This window comes from Streptomyces sp. NPDC006529, assembly GCF_040611795.1.
Lineage (GTDB): Bacteria > Actinomycetota > Actinomycetes > Streptomycetales > Streptomycetaceae > Streptomyces.
The window spans coordinates 16,976-31,377 of the sequence record NZ_JBEXPB010000060.1 but is presented as its reverse complement, the minus strand read 5'-3'; the positions used below and the strand labels follow the sequence as shown (position 1 = coordinate 31,377).

Sequence of the window (14,402 nt, the reverse complement as noted above, 5' to 3'; positions counted from 1 at the left end):
GCTCGGCTGGGAAACCCCAGCCGAGCGCCTGCATAAACTGCTCGCAGCCTGATCCATACGACCACGTGTTGCGACGACCCCTAGAAACCGCCCGTGACCCCCGGGGCCTTCGTCTTGCCCCCTGGCACCGGACGGCGGTGCAACACGCACTGCAACACGACCACCGAGAGCGGCCTTTGGTCGATGTTCTCGCAGGTCAGATCTGCAACGTGCTCACGCGTTGCAGAAATGGTGTTGCACATCCGAGCGGTGCGTTGCAGTCCACGGTCGGGCTGCCCGCGGGAACGCCTTCCGACGACATCAGCTGTCGGATAGCGTCCCTCCATGTACATGCAGATCGACCCTTCTAAGGCGTGGGAGAGGCTGCGGGCCAGCCGTTCCGACCGACCGGGTAGAGCGAGCGGTAGGGCGCGGGCGAAGACGTACGCCACGGCTCTGGAGCAGGCCCAGCAGATGTTTCGGGCGGCGGAGGGTGTGGGTCCGCAGACTCGTCCCTTGCTGGTGTTCTATGGCCTGAGTCAGGCGGGCAGGGCGATCGCGGCCGCGGCCGTCGACCTCAAGGGTGAAGACTGGAACCTGGTCTCGCACGGCATCCATGCCTCGGGCTATCACCTGGACTTCGCCGACATCGAGATCCGCACGGATCCTGCTGGCACTGCCGGCAGCTTCGTGCGGCTCAGCGAGCTGCTGGGGTCACCGGTCTGGGGCAAAGACACGGTCGTGCGACTGGAGGAGATCTGGGACACCCTCCCAGCCAACTTGGAGTACCCGCTGACCGCCCGTGAGCGGTTCACGCCCCTGTACGCCAGCACTGACGTGATCAGAGGCATCGACTTCCACCCGCTGCTCACCGTTGAAGTCGGCGACATCTTGGACCGCGTCGTGGACGCCGGCAGCCGCACGGCTCTGGATGAGTTCCTGCAGAGCTACCCCGGCGCCGCCGGGTATGAGGACTTCGCCCGCCGCCGGGCGGGAGACCACGCAGAGCCGGACTACGAGCGGCACAACCCGAACGCCGGCTGGCTCTCCATGCACTGGAGGATGCCTGCGGAGACAGGCAGCCGCGAGGAGCGTCTGGAATGCCTGTCCGCAATGACCCGGAGGTACGCCGGGCATCGCTACTTCTTCCCCGCCGTCGCGGGCCTGCCGCGTGAACTCCACCCGCTGATGGCGTGGTGGGCGGTGCTGTATGCGCTGTCGATGCTCGCCCGTTACCAGCCCGCCCAGTGGGCGAACCACATCAACGTGGACGGCAGCCGACACGCGGTGCCCATCGAGAAGATCCTGGAGCAAGCCATGGAACACCTGCCTGTCCTGATCGCGGACACCATCGAGGAAGTCGCCACCTGGCCGTAGAGGCCGAGCAACGCTTACTCCGCGCCCCACCGACCGGCGAACTCCTCCAAGGCGCGGCGTTGCTGTTCCTCGTGGGCGATCCTGCCGGGCGAGGACGTCGCGGTCGATGTACGGGTCGACGGCGGCGAGGACCAGGCGCTGGAGTTCGTCCGGCTCCAGCGCCTCCACTTCCCACTGGACCGGGTGCTCGATATCGAAGCCGTAGCGGCGGGCGAAGGCCGGCCACCTCGGGTCGCCGCGCTTGCCCTCGGTCGCGGGGAGCCCGTACGCGCGCATCTGCTCGTAGATGAGCAGCACCCGGGTCACCGAACTCCAGCAGCCCGTGCGCTCCACCCAGTCCCGCTCGATGTCCTCGCCGGAGCAGTCGAAATCGCCGACCACGAGGAGCACCGCTTCCCTCGGGTCGGCGGCGACGCGGTCACGGACGACGTCGACGTAGGACTGGGAACCGAAGCCGCGGACCACCAGGACCGGGATGCCGTACTCAGCCAGCCAGCCAGTGAGGAGCTGCCGGAGCGTGTCCTTCTCCGCGGCAACGCAGAGCGCGTGGGGAAGCGGCCCTCGCGGCGGGCCTGCGCGAGGTGGGAGGACAGGTGCCGGTACATCGACGGCGTGTGCGGCAGCACGCCCTCGGAGGCAAGGCGGTACATGACCTGGCGCAGCGTGACGCCGCCCTCGTAGCTCTCCACGATCTTCCGGGCCCGGTCCACGACGACCGGCCACCGGATCCGCTCCCGCGTCATACCGGTACATGTTCGGGGCGCCGGATCCTCTTGGTGGGGGTCAGGGGCTGGTTTGGGCGACGGCTGCGCGGAACTCCTGCGTCATCAGCGGGACCGAGCCACGCTGGATGGGGACGGGACCCGGCTCACCCCACACCTTGTGCAGGGCGGCCCGCATCTTGTCGTTCATCACGGCCTCGACCACGGCCTTGTGCCCTTCGGACGGCTCCCGGTTGTCCGAGACGACGACCACGGTGCCGTGGCGGGTCCCGATCATTCCGAGCGTGGTCGCCTTCCACCCCAGCCTCCGGGCCGTCTTGCGCATCGCGGCTCGGATCAACTCCACCCCGCCGAGTCCGATGGCCTCTTCGTCGCCCAGGTTCACCTGGTACGAGCCGCCGTAGCCGCCGGCGTTCTCGGGGCAGGACCGGCGCAGCAGCGGCACCAGGGCCTCGGCCATGGCGATGCATCGGGGGTCTTTCGCGTACGAAGCCACCCGCGCATCGTAGGGGGCGTGGCACGGGTGGCTGCCCGTCATTCGCGGTCGCGCCGTCCCACGGATTTGAGGCCGACGAGCAGGATGAGGGCCTCATCGCCTCCGGCGCCGGGACGGCCGGTGGCTACGGCGCCTTCGGCCGTCGCCTGGAGCAGTGCCTCGAAATCGTTGTCCGGCAGCACGCCGGTTTCGGTGGCACCGAGCCGGATCGGCGTGGAGTCGTCCAGGTGGTCCATCGCCTTGCGCAGGTCCCCACAGTCAGCGCCCGGTGCAGCAGACCCTGCTCGTTGAACGCGGCTAAGCCGTCAAGCGGAGCCCGTCCCCGTCGGAAATCAGGTACGCGCTGCGGACACAGCCTGGGAGGCTGTGCGGGTGACTGAGACGACCCCTTACGACGCCGACCGTGCCCGATTCACCCGCCAGGCGCTGGCACGCCTGGTCCTCTGCGACCACGCCCTGGACGTAGCTGATAGCGCGAGGGGACTGGTCGCCACCGAGAACGACCCTGACACTGGTCCCGGGGGTCGGGTCAGCCAAGCGTTCCAGCTCATCGCACTCGCTCAACGCGCATTGGTCTCGGCCGTGATCTACGAACGCGAACGGGGCAGCTCCTGGTCGGAGATCGCCCAGTACTTGGGGATCGACGCCGCGGAAGCCGGCGCTCGTTTCGCCGCAGACCTGGACGGCTGGGACAAAGCCCTTCGACGCTCCCTACCGCCTCGACGAAACCGGCCGCAAGCGCATACCGCAGCTGCCGACGGCGGCGTACGACCCCTCATGGGCCTGCGACCAGCTCGACCGCTGGGCCTACCTCCAGCGCCTTGGGATCGATCAGCACCAGGCCGTAAGTTCCGGTCTGGTCATGGCCGCCCCGGAGGAGGAGTCCTCCCCAGTCACGCCGTAGCGGCGTCCACTGGAAAGGCGATTACTCCGTCGAAGGGGACGCGAGTCTGGAGGCAGTGGTGGAGCTGGCCGAGCCTGCGGCAGACCCGAACGCCTTCCACCGCCTCGCCCGCTGCTTTGAGCGCCGCGCCATCGTGATCGACGCCTTCTTCGACCTCGCCGACACGATCATCACCGTCCGCAGCCTCATCCGCCGAGCCTGGACCAGCCACCGCTGGGACAACCGCCCGAACCGCCGTCCATGACTGCACACCTGCCACGGGACTCCACCGGGGGTAGTGCTGTGTCACGTTGCCACGTCGGCGCATGACCCCCAACGTGGGGTTGGGGTGGCGCCTTCGGCGCGACAGCGATGACGCAGCGGCTCGCGCTTTGATCACCAATCAGGCGCTCGCCTCGCCTGGCCTCGTTAGAGCTCCACCACGAGTTGCGCAGGATCCAGCTCCGACCCCACCCTGGGCGCGGCCACCGCCGCCGCGTACCTCATCGTAGGGTGGTGACGTGATGCTGGCCTTGCAAGCGAGTCCTGCCCGATGACCGGCGGCTGACGAGGCGACGGGCGCCCGAGTGCCGATAGCCTGACCTGCGGAGAGACGATCACAGCCTTGGGGGAATTCCGGTGAGCGACGACGTACTGCCCGAACCAACACGGCTGCCGCTGACGCCGGATGAGCTGAAGAAGCGCAACCTGGGGTCTTTCGCGCCCTTCTACCAGGCGCCGTCCGCCGACAGCTACGCCGATCCCACCACTCCGCCCGACCTCCAGCCCGGGTCCCCTCTCCTCCAGCCCCAGGCGCCATTCCTCCGCCCGCCCTCGGGCCCCACCGGCCCCAACGGGCAGCGGTCGGGCGAGCGCCTCAAGATCGCGCCATCCATCCTCAACACGGCGGCGGACCGGGCGGACGAGATACACACCGCGTTCACCAAACCCGCCGCCGCGCTCGAGGCACCGGCGGCGACGGCGAGCAACACCATGGCGGGCTGGGAGTCCGCGTACGCCATCCAGGCTGCGCACCGCCAGTGGGAGCAGCAGGCCGGCACGGTGGCTGGCTGGCTGGCGCACATCTCCGAGAGCCTGCGGGCCGGGGCCCGGGACTACATCAAGACCGACGCCGCGATCGAAGAGGCCTTTCGCGGGGTCCGTCGGCGCCGGTCACTGATCGAGGATCTGTAATGGCGTCCTTCTTCCGGGAGATCCTGGACACCGACCTCGGCCCGCTGCAGAAGCTGGCCGATCAGTGGCGCACCAGCCAGAAGGACATCAGCGGCCTGGGCAAGCGGGTCCAGGGCGAGATGCTCACCCCGCTGCGCGACAAGGGCTACTGGGAAGGCGCGGCGGCCCCGTACGCATGGCGGATGATCGATGACGTCCAGCGTCAGCTGGAGGACGCCACGAAGGTCGCGGCGGCCGTCCTCGGCGTCCTGGACGACGCCCTCGGCGAGCTGAAGTCCGTCAAGGCGGACCTGCTGGCGGCGCTCACGCGACTCGGCGAGCAGGGGATGTACGTGGACGCCAAGGGTGAGGTGTCGCCCTCCGTCGTGGGCGGCCAATGCAAGGTGGTCGAGAAGGGGTCCACCGACGCGAAGGCCATCGAGGCCGCCCAGAAGGAGATCAACGACATCGTGCGGCGCGGCATCACCGCCGACCAGAACCTCGCCTTCAGCCTCATGTCCGACATCGGCCTGGGGCCGTGGTTCAACGGCACACCCCAGCATTCGAACATCGACTCGACGAACCGGATCAGCCAGGACGACTACGCGCTCCTGAACCGTGCCATGCACGGCAAGCCCCTCTACCCCAGCGGGTCGAAGGACGACCCGTACGACCTCGGCCTCGCCTGGGTGACCGGACTGGGCCCCCGCTCCCGTGACTACTACGACGGCGACGAGATGACCGAACTCATCAAGTCCAGCGTGAGCATGGAGCAGTTGCGGACAGACACCCTCTCCCAGTGGAGGACGGACGGCAAGGGTGAGGGCACGGTCAGTTATTCCATCTCCGAGGGCGGCAAGGTGGGCGCCCTGAAAAAACTCTTCGGCACCGACATACCGGCGATCGCCACCGGGGACCCGGAGCACCTAGGCGAAGCCTTCATGGGCTCGTACTCCCTCAAGTACGACGTCAAGGGCGCGGACCCGGACGGCTCCCTCGTCGTCCAATACACCCTCGACAACCACACCAGCAACGAGTCCTTCCTCCATTTCGTCGGCTACTACGACTGGCTGGAGAAGACCAACAAAGAGGAAGGCACCTTCTCCACCGTGAGCCAGACGATCACCTGGACCGAGCGCATCCCCGCCGGAACGAAGTAGCGCCGCCATGAACCCACGCATACGCATCACCGCGGCCGGGGCGGCTCTGGCAGCTCTCTCCTGGCCACTCACCGCTTGCGGCCTCGCCGACGGAGCCCTCGAACGCTGCGTCCCCGCGCCCGCCACCACGGCGAGCACCGCCGATCTGGCAGGCAGCTACGAGGGCTCGCGTGACGCCAAGGGCACCCGATTGACGCTGACCACCCGCCCCGGGGGGAGCGGCGGCACGCTGACCGTCGAGAACTGGCCCACCGGCGACTCCTTCCGCAAGGAGCTCGGGACGTCCTTCAACACCACCGGCACCTGGGAGATCGACCGACCCTCCGACGGCTCCCCGCACGCCCTGCTCCGCCTGGACTTCGATCCGCCGAAGCCGGGCCTGCCCGCCCCCGACACCATCGACATGCTGTCCATCGGCATCGACGCGAAGCGGACCTTCATCTACGCCGACGACGACCCCGACACCTGCCCGCACTTCCGCCTCCAACTGCGCTGACACCAGGGCTCACACGCGTGCCGGCACGCGACGTGCGTCCGTGGCGAGGCCAGGCCGCGGCCGTGTGCGGCTCCGGGTCTCCTGCCGTACACGGGATGTTTGGAACTGACCGTCACGAAATATCCGCCACAGCCTTGAATCTCCCCACCCCTCGCTCCCGGGTTCCCCAGACTTGCTCGCCTTCGTTCCCATCCGAGACGGATATGGATATCGGTCAAGGGATGTAGGGCCACAGCCCCATGATCTTTCTGATCTTGCTGACTAACGTCGGTGGCTACACAGATCAGAAGGAGGGGTGCGCGTGGATCTCGCTGGGCGCACGATAGTGGTGACCGGGGCCGGGCGTGGGTTGGGGCGAGCCGCGGCCTTGAAGGCAGGTCGGTTGGGTGCACGCGTGTTCGTGTCCGCGCGTTCTCTGGCCACAGCACAAAGAGTGGCCGATGAGGTGGCGGCCGACTGTGGGGCGAAAGCCGAAGCGTTTGCCTGCGATCTGGCCTCCCCGTCCTCCATACGGGCCTTCGCGGAGGGCGTCACCACCCACACGAGCCGGGTGGATGTGCTGATCAACAATGGCGCCCGCTACCTGGCAGGTCTCGATCTGTGGGACGCCGACGACGACGCGATCACGGACACCATCGCCTCCGGAGCCACTGGCACACTGCTGATGGTCAAACACTTTCTGCCGCTGCTACGCGCTTCTACCGGCGCGGACGTGGTCAACCTGGTCTCCTCGGTCGCGGAGGCCCGCAACCACCGCTCCCCGGCACACCCCGCGTTCTACGCCGCCAAAGCCGCCCAGGCCGGCTTCGCCGACATCCTCTCCCACCGGCTGCGCCCCGAGGGCATCCGTGTCATCTCGCTCTACCCACCGGACTTCACGGACGGCGACCCGCTCCACCCCACCTGGGATGACGCTTCCCGGAGCGTAGGCGACCCGCTGACCGCCCAATCCGTGCTCGACTGCATCCTGTTCGCGATCGGCCAGCCCCGCGACTGCTTCATCCGCTCCTTCCACTTCGAGCAGATGTAGACATCCGCCAGACCCAGAAACACCAACGCGGACGATCGCCCGCAGGGACAACCACCCGGGGTGCGCGAGCGGCCCTGGCCGTTTTCGGGGCTCTGGCCGGAGTTCCGTGAAATCCCAGGTCAGGAAGTCTGCGGTGTCGGCCATGGCTGGTCGTCAGGGGCCTTGGCTGGGCGGCCGGCAACTACGTAGTCGCGGTACTCGTCGCCTGCCATGGAGTGGTTTACCCAGCGGTGGCGTACTGCTCCTGCTTGGCTCTCGGCAGCATCCAGGGCGGCGATGGGATCGTTCGTGGTTGCCAGGAGGAGACCGAAGTCCTCTTCGCCGCTGTCGAACAGCGGTGGCAGCGAGTCCAGATCGCCGGTCAGGGGTTCGCAGTCGAGAGCGGCGTGCAGGTAGACCTCGTAGGTCCCTCGTACCGGCTGGAGCTCGACCCAGTGGATTCCCAACCGCTCGGGGCTTCCAAAGGGTCCTAGGAACTGCTCGACGGAACGGCCCCGCTCAAGGGCGCCAAGGATGAATGGTTCTGCCAGATAGCGCACGCGGGAAGACTACGGCGTGATGAGGATTCGGGTCCGCAGCAGACCGAAGGAAGCCCGGCCGTACATGGCTCGTTTGAGGGCTTTAACTCTGTTGACGTGGCCTTCGACGATGCCTGAGCTCCAGTGGAGGGTGAGGCCGGCGATGACTGCGTTGAGGTCTTGTCGGAGGAAGCCGGCGAAGCCGCTCACCGGCTTCGGGGCGTCCAGCTCGGCTTGCCGGATCCACTCGGTCAGCAGGAACCCGCGCCGATGTCGTAGGAGCTCAGCGAAGGCGCGGGCGAGGTCGCAGGCGCGGGCGATGTCCGGGCAGGCGATCCGCACATCGAGGAGACGGCGTTCGAGTTCGGGTGGAAGGGTGTCTTGTGGTCGCATGATCCAGCCGGTGATCTTGCGAGGGCTGGGTATGTCGGCGCGGACGGGTTCGGCGTGGCCGGCGCGGAGGGCTGTGAGGTGTTTGCGGACGACCTGGCGGCTGCCGCGGTAGCCGCGCTCGTAGATCTCCAGGAAGAGGCGGCTGCCGCTGACCTGGCCGAGGCTTTCGGTGAATCTGGTGTTCAGGTACGGCTTGAACGGTTCCAGGACTCCGGCCGGCTGGCGCTCGTTGGCTGAGGCCAGGATGGTCGAGGTCAATGTCCCGGAAGCGTCGGACGGTCTTGCGGTCGAGGTGGAAATGGCGGGCGATGGCGCTGATAGTCCAACCTGCGGCGACGAGCTTTTGGACGTCAGCGTGGCGGTTCCGGGTCCGGTCCAGGATCGGCGTTCGCGGTAGTTCGTGGAGCGGGAGCTGCATCAGAGGCGGCGCCTCCGGGATACGGCCGGTCACCTCGTCGACGCGTTTGCGCAGGCAGGCGCGGTGTTGGTGGCAGGTCTTCTCCACTGCGGCGGCAAGGTTTTGGAGCAGGTGCCAACGGTCCGCGACTTCCACGGCATCAGGCGCTGCCTCTTTGATCGCGCGAGTGTAGGCCGAGGCCCGGTCGCGACAGATGATCTCGGCGCCTGGATGCTCGCGCAGCCAAGTGGCGAAGGTCTCGGAGGTACGGTCGGGCAGAACATCCACGACTCGACCGGCCTCCACGTCAACGAGGATGGTTCCGTAGGTGCGGCCCCTGCGGAAGGCGAACTCGTCGACGCCGAGCACGCGCGGGGCTCGTTCCGGCACCGTCGGAGGAACCAGGAGCTCCAGCAGTCGCGTCCGTCCGGCGACGAGGTGCATGCGGCGGCACAGCCGCTCGCCAGGCCGCCCACCGAGCTCGACCGCGACCTGGCGCAGCCAGGACTTCAGCCCGAGGCTGGAGCGGCGATACCGCTCACTCAGCCCGTCGACCTGCTCGACGAACGTCCGCCGTCGACAGTTAGCCCGGTCGCAGAAGAATCGCCGGACTCGCCGTCCGACCAGCAGCTTCTTCCCCGACAAGGGCCGCTCGGCCAGGCATCGCTCATAGCGGGAGTGCACCCTCCGAGCCTGGGCACGGCAACCCGGACATCTGGGCGGCAGGCCGCACGCGACGGCCACCACGACCAGGGCCTCCGCGGTGAACTCCACAGCGTCCAAGCGCACATCGACGTCGGGCAACAGCACATCATCCAGCGAGCAAACCCCCACGAGTCACGCATGCCCTGCCGAAACGTTCCCGCACGCATCCTCTGACCTGGGATTTCACGGAACTCCGGCCAGAGCCAAAATTCGAGATCCGCATCACTGGAGGACGTGCGGCTGACGTCCGCCTCCGACCTGTTCATCATGGCTCGTCGAGTCTGCTCCGCCGCCGTGCAGGGTGCCTACCACGCCACCGAGCTGGCACGTGCCCTGGATGCTCACCCTCTGGAGTACGAGGAAGAGGATTTCGAAGGGAACGTGCCCATGTACGCCGGGGAGGTCTAGCTCGCGCAGCGCCGCTTCGCGGAGGAGGAGGCCAAGTACGAGAGGGTCCTGACCCTTTTCGTGGCGGGTTGTCAGCGGGAGGTCTGGAGCGTGACGAAGACCTAGCTCCAGGGAGTCCCAGGACGGGTCGAGATGGTCACAGGGATTCGAAGACGTCCAGCTTCACGTCTTCGTACGGAATTTGTGCCGGGATGCCCCCGCACGCGTGAAGGAATGTCCTGCACGCCCAGACCAGTCGGAAGAGTTCCTGAGCGCCCGTGGCGAAGGCAGCAAGGTCGGCGGCAGCGGCCCTGATCCCTTCGGCGTGCGCCTCAACGTGGCGGAAGGAGATCGGGTAGGGGCTGGGGCCCTCCGGGTCGTCGAACAGCGGGTGCTCTTGGTGTCGACGGATCTCCTCCATCAGGGCTGCGCCCAGCACGGCCTGAGGCACGGCGGTACGCAGCGGCTTCAGGACGGGCATCGCTCCCCCGTCCCGGAGATCGTCGAACCAGTCCTGCATGGCGGGGAAGGGCGGGGCCGCGCGAAGCCCGGCCAGCTGCGCGTACAGCGGCCGCGTGGTCTGCCCGATGTAGTGAACGACCTTGGGCCTGCGCGGGTCGACGAGTGCGTGGATGGTGCCAGTCTTCTGTATCCCTGAACCTTCCGAGGGGGCCAGTACGGCCCTGGCCTCCGGCCTGCTTCGTGTGATCGTCCGGTCTCCCGCGTGCGAGGCCGGCGGCGGATAGCCTGGCGCATATAAGCGCCTCCGCACCACCCGCCGCGCTGATCGTCGCCCGCCATAGCGAGGCCTCGAAGCCGTCAGGTCAGGCCGGGTGGCGCAGGGATGGCAGCGGTGGGGTTGGGGCGCCAGACCGTGGTGAAGGAGAAGTCGGGCCCGGGGAAGGATCGGACCGGCCGGTAGCGACACCGCTAGAGGGCCTTGTCCTCCCGAAGCGGCGAACACGAAGACGTCTGCTTACGCTGCCGGGCTGTCGTTCCGCACGCCCCGCGGCGCGGTCCGCAACCGTCCAGCTGCACCTGGTCGTCCTCCGGGGTATGTCGCTGCCGAATCCCGCACCCCTCCCGGTTCCGCCGGTCTGGCCGCACTGCGCTCACGGCAGCAGCCCGCAGGACTTGGTCGGCTGCCCCGGCATTCGTGTGCCCGGTCACACCGCATGTCTTACCCACCTGATAGGCAGCGACCGCAACACCTACCTGACCAGCCTCGCGCCCGGCAGCAGCATCAACCACAGCGGCACCACCTTCACCCCCCTACTTCTCGCCGACCTCCTCAACGCAGTTCACGACCCCGCAACCGGGCACCCCCGCTTCGGCGGCGCCGGCTTCAGGTCGGCGATCTTCGAGGGCGACGCCGATTTCAGGTCGGCGATCTTCGAGGGCAACGCCGATTTCAGGTCGGCGGCCTTCGAGGGCACCGCCGATTTCGAGTCGGCGATCTTCGAGCGTCCTGTCGAGTTTGGGTCGGTGATCTTCGAGGGCGACGCCATGTTCAGGTTGGCAACCTTCAAGAGCGTCGGACGCTTCGATTCGGCGACCTTCAAAAGCGACGCCAGCTTCAGGTCGGCGACCTTCGAGCTCGGCGCCGGATTGGTGCGGGCGATCTTCAAGGGCGACGTCGATTTCGGGTGGGCTACCTTCGAACACGGCACCAGGTTCTCGTCGGCAAGCTTCAGGGGCCTCGCTGTGTTCGCGTCGGCGACCTTCACGGACATCGCCCTGTTCGATTCGGTGACGTTCCAGCGCGGCGCCACGTTCAGGGCGGCGACCTTCGAGCACGGCGCCGCGTTCTCGTCGGCGATCTTCAAGGGCGACGCCGTCTTCAGGGCGGTGACCTTTGAGCGCGGCATCGCTTTCGAGTCGACAACCTTTGAGGGCGACGCCGATTTCGGGTCGGCTGCCTTCGAGCGGGCAGCCAGCCTGGGGCCATTGGTATGTGCCGGGCGGGTCGTCTTGTCCGGGGCGGTGTTCGGTAGACCGGTCACCCTCGCGTTCGCCGCGCGCCACCTGGAGTGCCGGCGCACCCGCTGGTCGTCTACGGCCGAGCTACGTCTGCGCTACACGAGGGTGGACTTCGCCCACGCTGTTCTTGAGCACCCCCTGACCATCGCAGCGGAGACGGACCCGTTCCTGGGCCCCGACGGACAGCAGATGGCAGAGCCCCTCTTCGCCACCCAACCCGATGCCTCCGTGCGGGTGGCCTCGCTGCGCGGAGTGGACGCGGCCCATCTGGTCCTGTCCGACATCGACCTGTCGGAGTGCCTTTTCACCGGAACCGTGCACCTGGACCAGGTGCGCTTGGAGGGCGCCTGCTCCTTCGCCGCAGTCCCGTCCGGCTGGCACTGGCGGGGCTGGCGCCCCGTGCGGTTCACTCAGCGCCGCACGCTCGCCGAGGAGCACCACTGGCGCGCCAAAGAGCCTGCGGCGGTCCCGGGCTGGAGCGGTGCCGCGCCCGGCTCCGGGCGTGTCGGCCCGCTACAGCTGGCACCGGTGTATCGGGCGCTGCGCAAAGCGTTCGAGGACGGCAAACACGAGCCTGGAGCCGCCGACTTCTACTACGGGGAGATGGAGATGCGCCGCCACGCCGGCGACATCCCCCGCAGCGAGCGAAACCTTCTGACCGCCTACTGGGCGATGTCCGGCTACGGCCTGCGGGCCTCCCGCGCCCTGAGTTGGCTCGCAGTCACCATGCTGACGACGATCCTGCTGATGATGGGGTTCGGGCTGCCCCAGGACGACCCGAAGCAGCGGGCCACCGGCACTGTGCCGTCCGGCGGCGGCAAGGTCACCTTCGAGATTGACAAAGCCGACCCCGAGTACCCCACGGGGAACCGGTTCACCGGAAAGCGTTTCGAGAAGGCGCTGAACGTCACGCTCAACTCGGTGGTGTTCCGCTCCTCCGGCCAGGACCTGACCACCGCCGGCACCTACGTCGAGATGACCTCCCGTCTCACCGAACCCGTCCTCCTGGGCCTCGCGATCCTCGCCGTCCGAAACCGCGTCAAGCGCTGAACCGATGGCTCACCCCAGGCCTCGGGTGTGCGACATCGTCTTCCGTAACGCAACCGGCTGGATCAAGGCCGGTCTACGAGTGCGACGTGCCTTCTACAAGTAGTTGCTACTGGCCGGCCCGATCCTCCCCAAGGGCCGACACGGGGTGGGCACCGATGCGCAGGGCGGATTCCGACGCGACCATGGCCCTATCACGCGGTCGTGGGGACGGCCCCAGGGGAAGGGGTAGCCCATGGTGTTCGTCGGGACCCACGCCGAGTGGGGGCGTGTCGACGTCACGTTGCCGGACCTCGGATGCGGCCAGGACCGGACCGTGATTCACCGGCCGATGGACGGGCCGGCCCCGCTGGTCTGCCGTGACCCGGCGTGCAGGTGGGCGCTGCACCTGGTGCACGTCACTCACGGCGGCCGGGATCTCTGGTACCTGCGGCACGCGGACGGAGCCCCGCACTGCCCGACAGCCGGGGAGTCGATGGCGCATCACCTGTTTAAGCTGGACCTGGCCCTGGCCGTCCGGGACGCCGGAGGACAGGCCGAGCTGGAGGCGTTCGCGCCGGACGGGTCCTGGCGGGCGGACGTCCTGGCGACGATGCCGGACGGCCGCCTAGTGGCGCTGGAGGCGCAGGTGTCCGCCATCGCGGTGGAGGACGTCGAGCAGCGCACTGCCCGGTACTCGGCGGCCGGGGTGGAGGTCTGTTGGTTCACGGACCGGAAGACCGTGCCGTGGCTCGGCGCCGTGCCGGCGGTCCGAGTGGTCCGGGCCGAGGATGACGGCCCGCTCCTGGTCGTCGCCGGGGCGGCCCGGTTCGTACCGAAGTGGTGCGTCCAGCGGCCGCTGTGCGAACGCGTCCCGGGAGCGCTTCCGTGCGGTGGACACGGTCGGTGGGTGGACGTCACCGAGCTGGCGATGGAGCAGTTCGTGGCGGCCCTGGTCGCGAACACCGTGCGCCCGTACCGGCTTCGGGTCGGGGAACCGGTGCTCCGGTGGATCGCCCGGCGGTACTTCGAGTGGGAGGCCGAGCAGCTGGCGGCGTCCGAGGCGCACCGACGGGCGGCCGAGCGGGCCGCGGCTGCCGAGCGGCGGCGGGAGCAGGACCAGGCCGACCACTTGGCGAGTATCCGGGAGCTGGAGGCCCGCCAGGCCGGCCTTCGCCGCCCGGTCCGAGCGTGGGTGTGCCAGGAGACCGGGGACCCTGTCGCCGCCGTCCGTACGGGGAAGGACCCGGAACCCGCCTTCGCCATGGGATTACCGGTGACGGTGCACGGTGAGGTGTACGGGGTGATCTGCCCGGTGGCCAGCCGTCTGCCTGCGCTGCGGCGGGAGCTGGAAGGGCTGGTGTTCTTCGCCGCGACGGAGCGGGAAGCGGCCCGTATCTCGGGTCAGGCCGCGCCGGGGCAACGGGTCGTCGTCCTGGAGGCCGAGGCGTCCGAGGTCCCCGAGCAGCGCTCCGGCGGCGGGGTCACCGTGACACCGGTAGGCCGAGGCCCGGGCCACATCAGCGTTCGGGACATGGTCCGGATCATGACGGGCGTCGACAGAGTGTGAGTGCCAGGCGGCCCCGCCACTCTCGGACTGTCGGGGCCGGTCTTGACCGCCACCGACAGAACTCGGACCGATCCTCCCCGGAGGCCGCCTAGGGGTACAGCCGCGATACG

The 14,402-nt window shown here is 68.3% G+C and carries 14 protein-coding genes and 2 pseudogenes; 10 read left to right on the top strand and 6 right to left on the bottom strand.

Going from position 1 to position 14,402, the window contains the following annotated elements; all coding sequences use genetic code 11:
- The first annotated feature begins 501 nt into the window (after positions 1–501).
- On the top strand, positions 502–1,356 hold the full coding sequence (locus ABZY31_RS28355) for a YaaC family protein (RefSeq protein WP_356415768.1): 855 nt from the start codon (positions 502–504) through the stop codon (positions 1,354–1,356).
- A 286-nt stretch (positions 1,357–1,642) separates the two neighbouring features.
- Positions 1,643–1,795 carry a hypothetical protein gene (locus ABZY31_RS28350; RefSeq protein ID WP_356415765.1) on the top strand — a complete coding sequence of 51 codons (153 nt, stop codon included), beginning with the start codon at positions 1,643–1,645 and terminating at the stop codon, positions 1,793–1,795.
- Positions 1,796–2,139: 344 nt separating this feature from the next.
- Here ABZY31_RS28350 and ABZY31_RS28345 read toward each other — a convergent pair whose 3' ends face one another.
- Together ABZY31_RS28345 and ABZY31_RS28340 are read right to left on the bottom strand one after the other, a co-directional pair.
- Positions 2,140–2,574, bottom strand: coding sequence for a hypothetical protein (locus ABZY31_RS28345; protein WP_356415762.1), 435 nt, complete (start codon positions 2,572–2,574; stop codon positions 2,140–2,142).
- Between the two features lie 38 nt (positions 2,575–2,612).
- Positions 2,613–2,810, bottom strand: a complete 198-nt coding sequence (locus ABZY31_RS28340) for a hypothetical protein (RefSeq protein ID WP_356415759.1) — start codon at positions 2,808–2,810, stop codon at positions 2,613–2,615.
- 756 nt (positions 2,811–3,566) lie between these two features.
- Here ABZY31_RS28340 and ABZY31_RS28335 point away from each other — a divergent pair.
- From ABZY31_RS28335 to ABZY31_RS28315, 5 genes and pseudogenes are all read left to right on the top strand, one after another.
- Positions 3,567–3,722, top strand: a pseudogene (locus ABZY31_RS28335) (IS5/IS1182 family transposase); the annotation flags it as partial.
- 374 nt (positions 3,723–4,096) lie between these two features.
- Positions 4,097–4,651: a hypothetical protein gene (locus ABZY31_RS28330; protein ID WP_356415757.1), complete on the top strand. Its 555-nt coding sequence runs from the start codon at positions 4,097–4,099 to the stop codon at positions 4,649–4,651.
- Positions 4,651–5,790 (top strand): hypothetical protein, encoded by a 1,140-nt coding sequence (locus ABZY31_RS28325; protein WP_356415755.1) that lies wholly within the window; start codon positions 4,651–4,653, stop codon positions 5,788–5,790. The genes ABZY31_RS28330 and ABZY31_RS28325 overlap by 1 nt, the downstream gene beginning before the upstream one ends.
- 7 nt (positions 5,791–5,797) lie before the next feature.
- Complete coding sequence (locus ABZY31_RS28320) at positions 5,798–6,286, top strand: hypothetical protein (protein WP_356415752.1); 489 nt, start codon at positions 5,798–5,800, stop codon at positions 6,284–6,286.
- A gap of 301 nt (positions 6,287–6,587) precedes the next feature.
- Positions 6,588–7,316 carry an SDR family NAD(P)-dependent oxidoreductase gene (locus ABZY31_RS28315; protein WP_356415749.1) on the top strand — a complete coding sequence of 243 codons (729 nt, stop codon included), beginning with the start codon at positions 6,588–6,590 and terminating at the stop codon, positions 7,314–7,316.
- A 119-nt stretch (positions 7,317–7,435) separates the two neighbouring features.
- On the opposite strand, the gene ABZY31_RS28310 is transcribed toward ABZY31_RS28315, so the two are convergent.
- The 3 genes and pseudogenes from ABZY31_RS28310 to ABZY31_RS28300 form a co-directional block, all read right to left on the bottom strand.
- A complete protein-coding gene (locus ABZY31_RS28310; RefSeq protein ID WP_356415746.1) occupies positions 7,436–7,855 on the bottom strand; it encodes a hypothetical protein in 420 nt (139 codons plus the stop codon).
- 9 nt (positions 7,856–7,864) lie between these two features.
- Entirely contained in the window at positions 7,865–8,485 is a 621-nt protein-coding gene (locus tag ABZY31_RS28305; protein WP_356415743.1) for a transposase, read from the bottom strand.
- A gap of 259 nt (positions 8,486–8,744) precedes the next feature.
- Positions 8,745–9,308: pseudogene (locus tag ABZY31_RS28300) on the bottom strand (transposase); the annotation flags it as partial.
- Between the two features lie 288 nt (positions 9,309–9,596).
- On the opposite strand from ABZY31_RS28300, the gene ABZY31_RS28295 reads away from it, so the two are divergent.
- On the top strand, positions 9,597–9,737 hold the full coding sequence (locus ABZY31_RS28295) for a hypothetical protein (protein WP_356415740.1): 141 nt from the start codon (positions 9,597–9,599) through the stop codon (positions 9,735–9,737).
- Between the two features lie 136 nt (positions 9,738–9,873).
- Here ABZY31_RS28295 and ABZY31_RS28290 read toward each other — a convergent pair whose 3' ends face one another.
- The gene (locus ABZY31_RS28290; RefSeq protein WP_356415737.1) at positions 9,874–10,236 is read right to left on the bottom strand and encodes a hypothetical protein; all 363 of its coding nucleotides are present in this window, start codon (positions 10,234–10,236) and stop codon (positions 9,874–9,876) included.
- Between the two features lie 536 nt (positions 10,237–10,772).
- Between ABZY31_RS28290 and ABZY31_RS28285 the strand changes: the two genes are divergently transcribed.
- Both ABZY31_RS28285 and ABZY31_RS28280 read left to right on the top strand, forming a co-directional pair.
- Positions 10,773–12,746 (top strand): pentapeptide repeat-containing protein, encoded by a 1,974-nt coding sequence (locus ABZY31_RS28285; protein WP_356415734.1) that lies wholly within the window; start codon positions 10,773–10,775, stop codon positions 12,744–12,746.
- A gap of 232 nt (positions 12,747–12,978) precedes the next feature.
- Complete coding sequence (locus ABZY31_RS28280; protein ID WP_356415731.1) at positions 12,979–14,292, top strand: competence protein CoiA family protein; 1,314 nt, start codon at positions 12,979–12,981, stop codon at positions 14,290–14,292.
- The last annotated feature ends 110 nt before the right edge of the window (positions 14,293–14,402 follow it).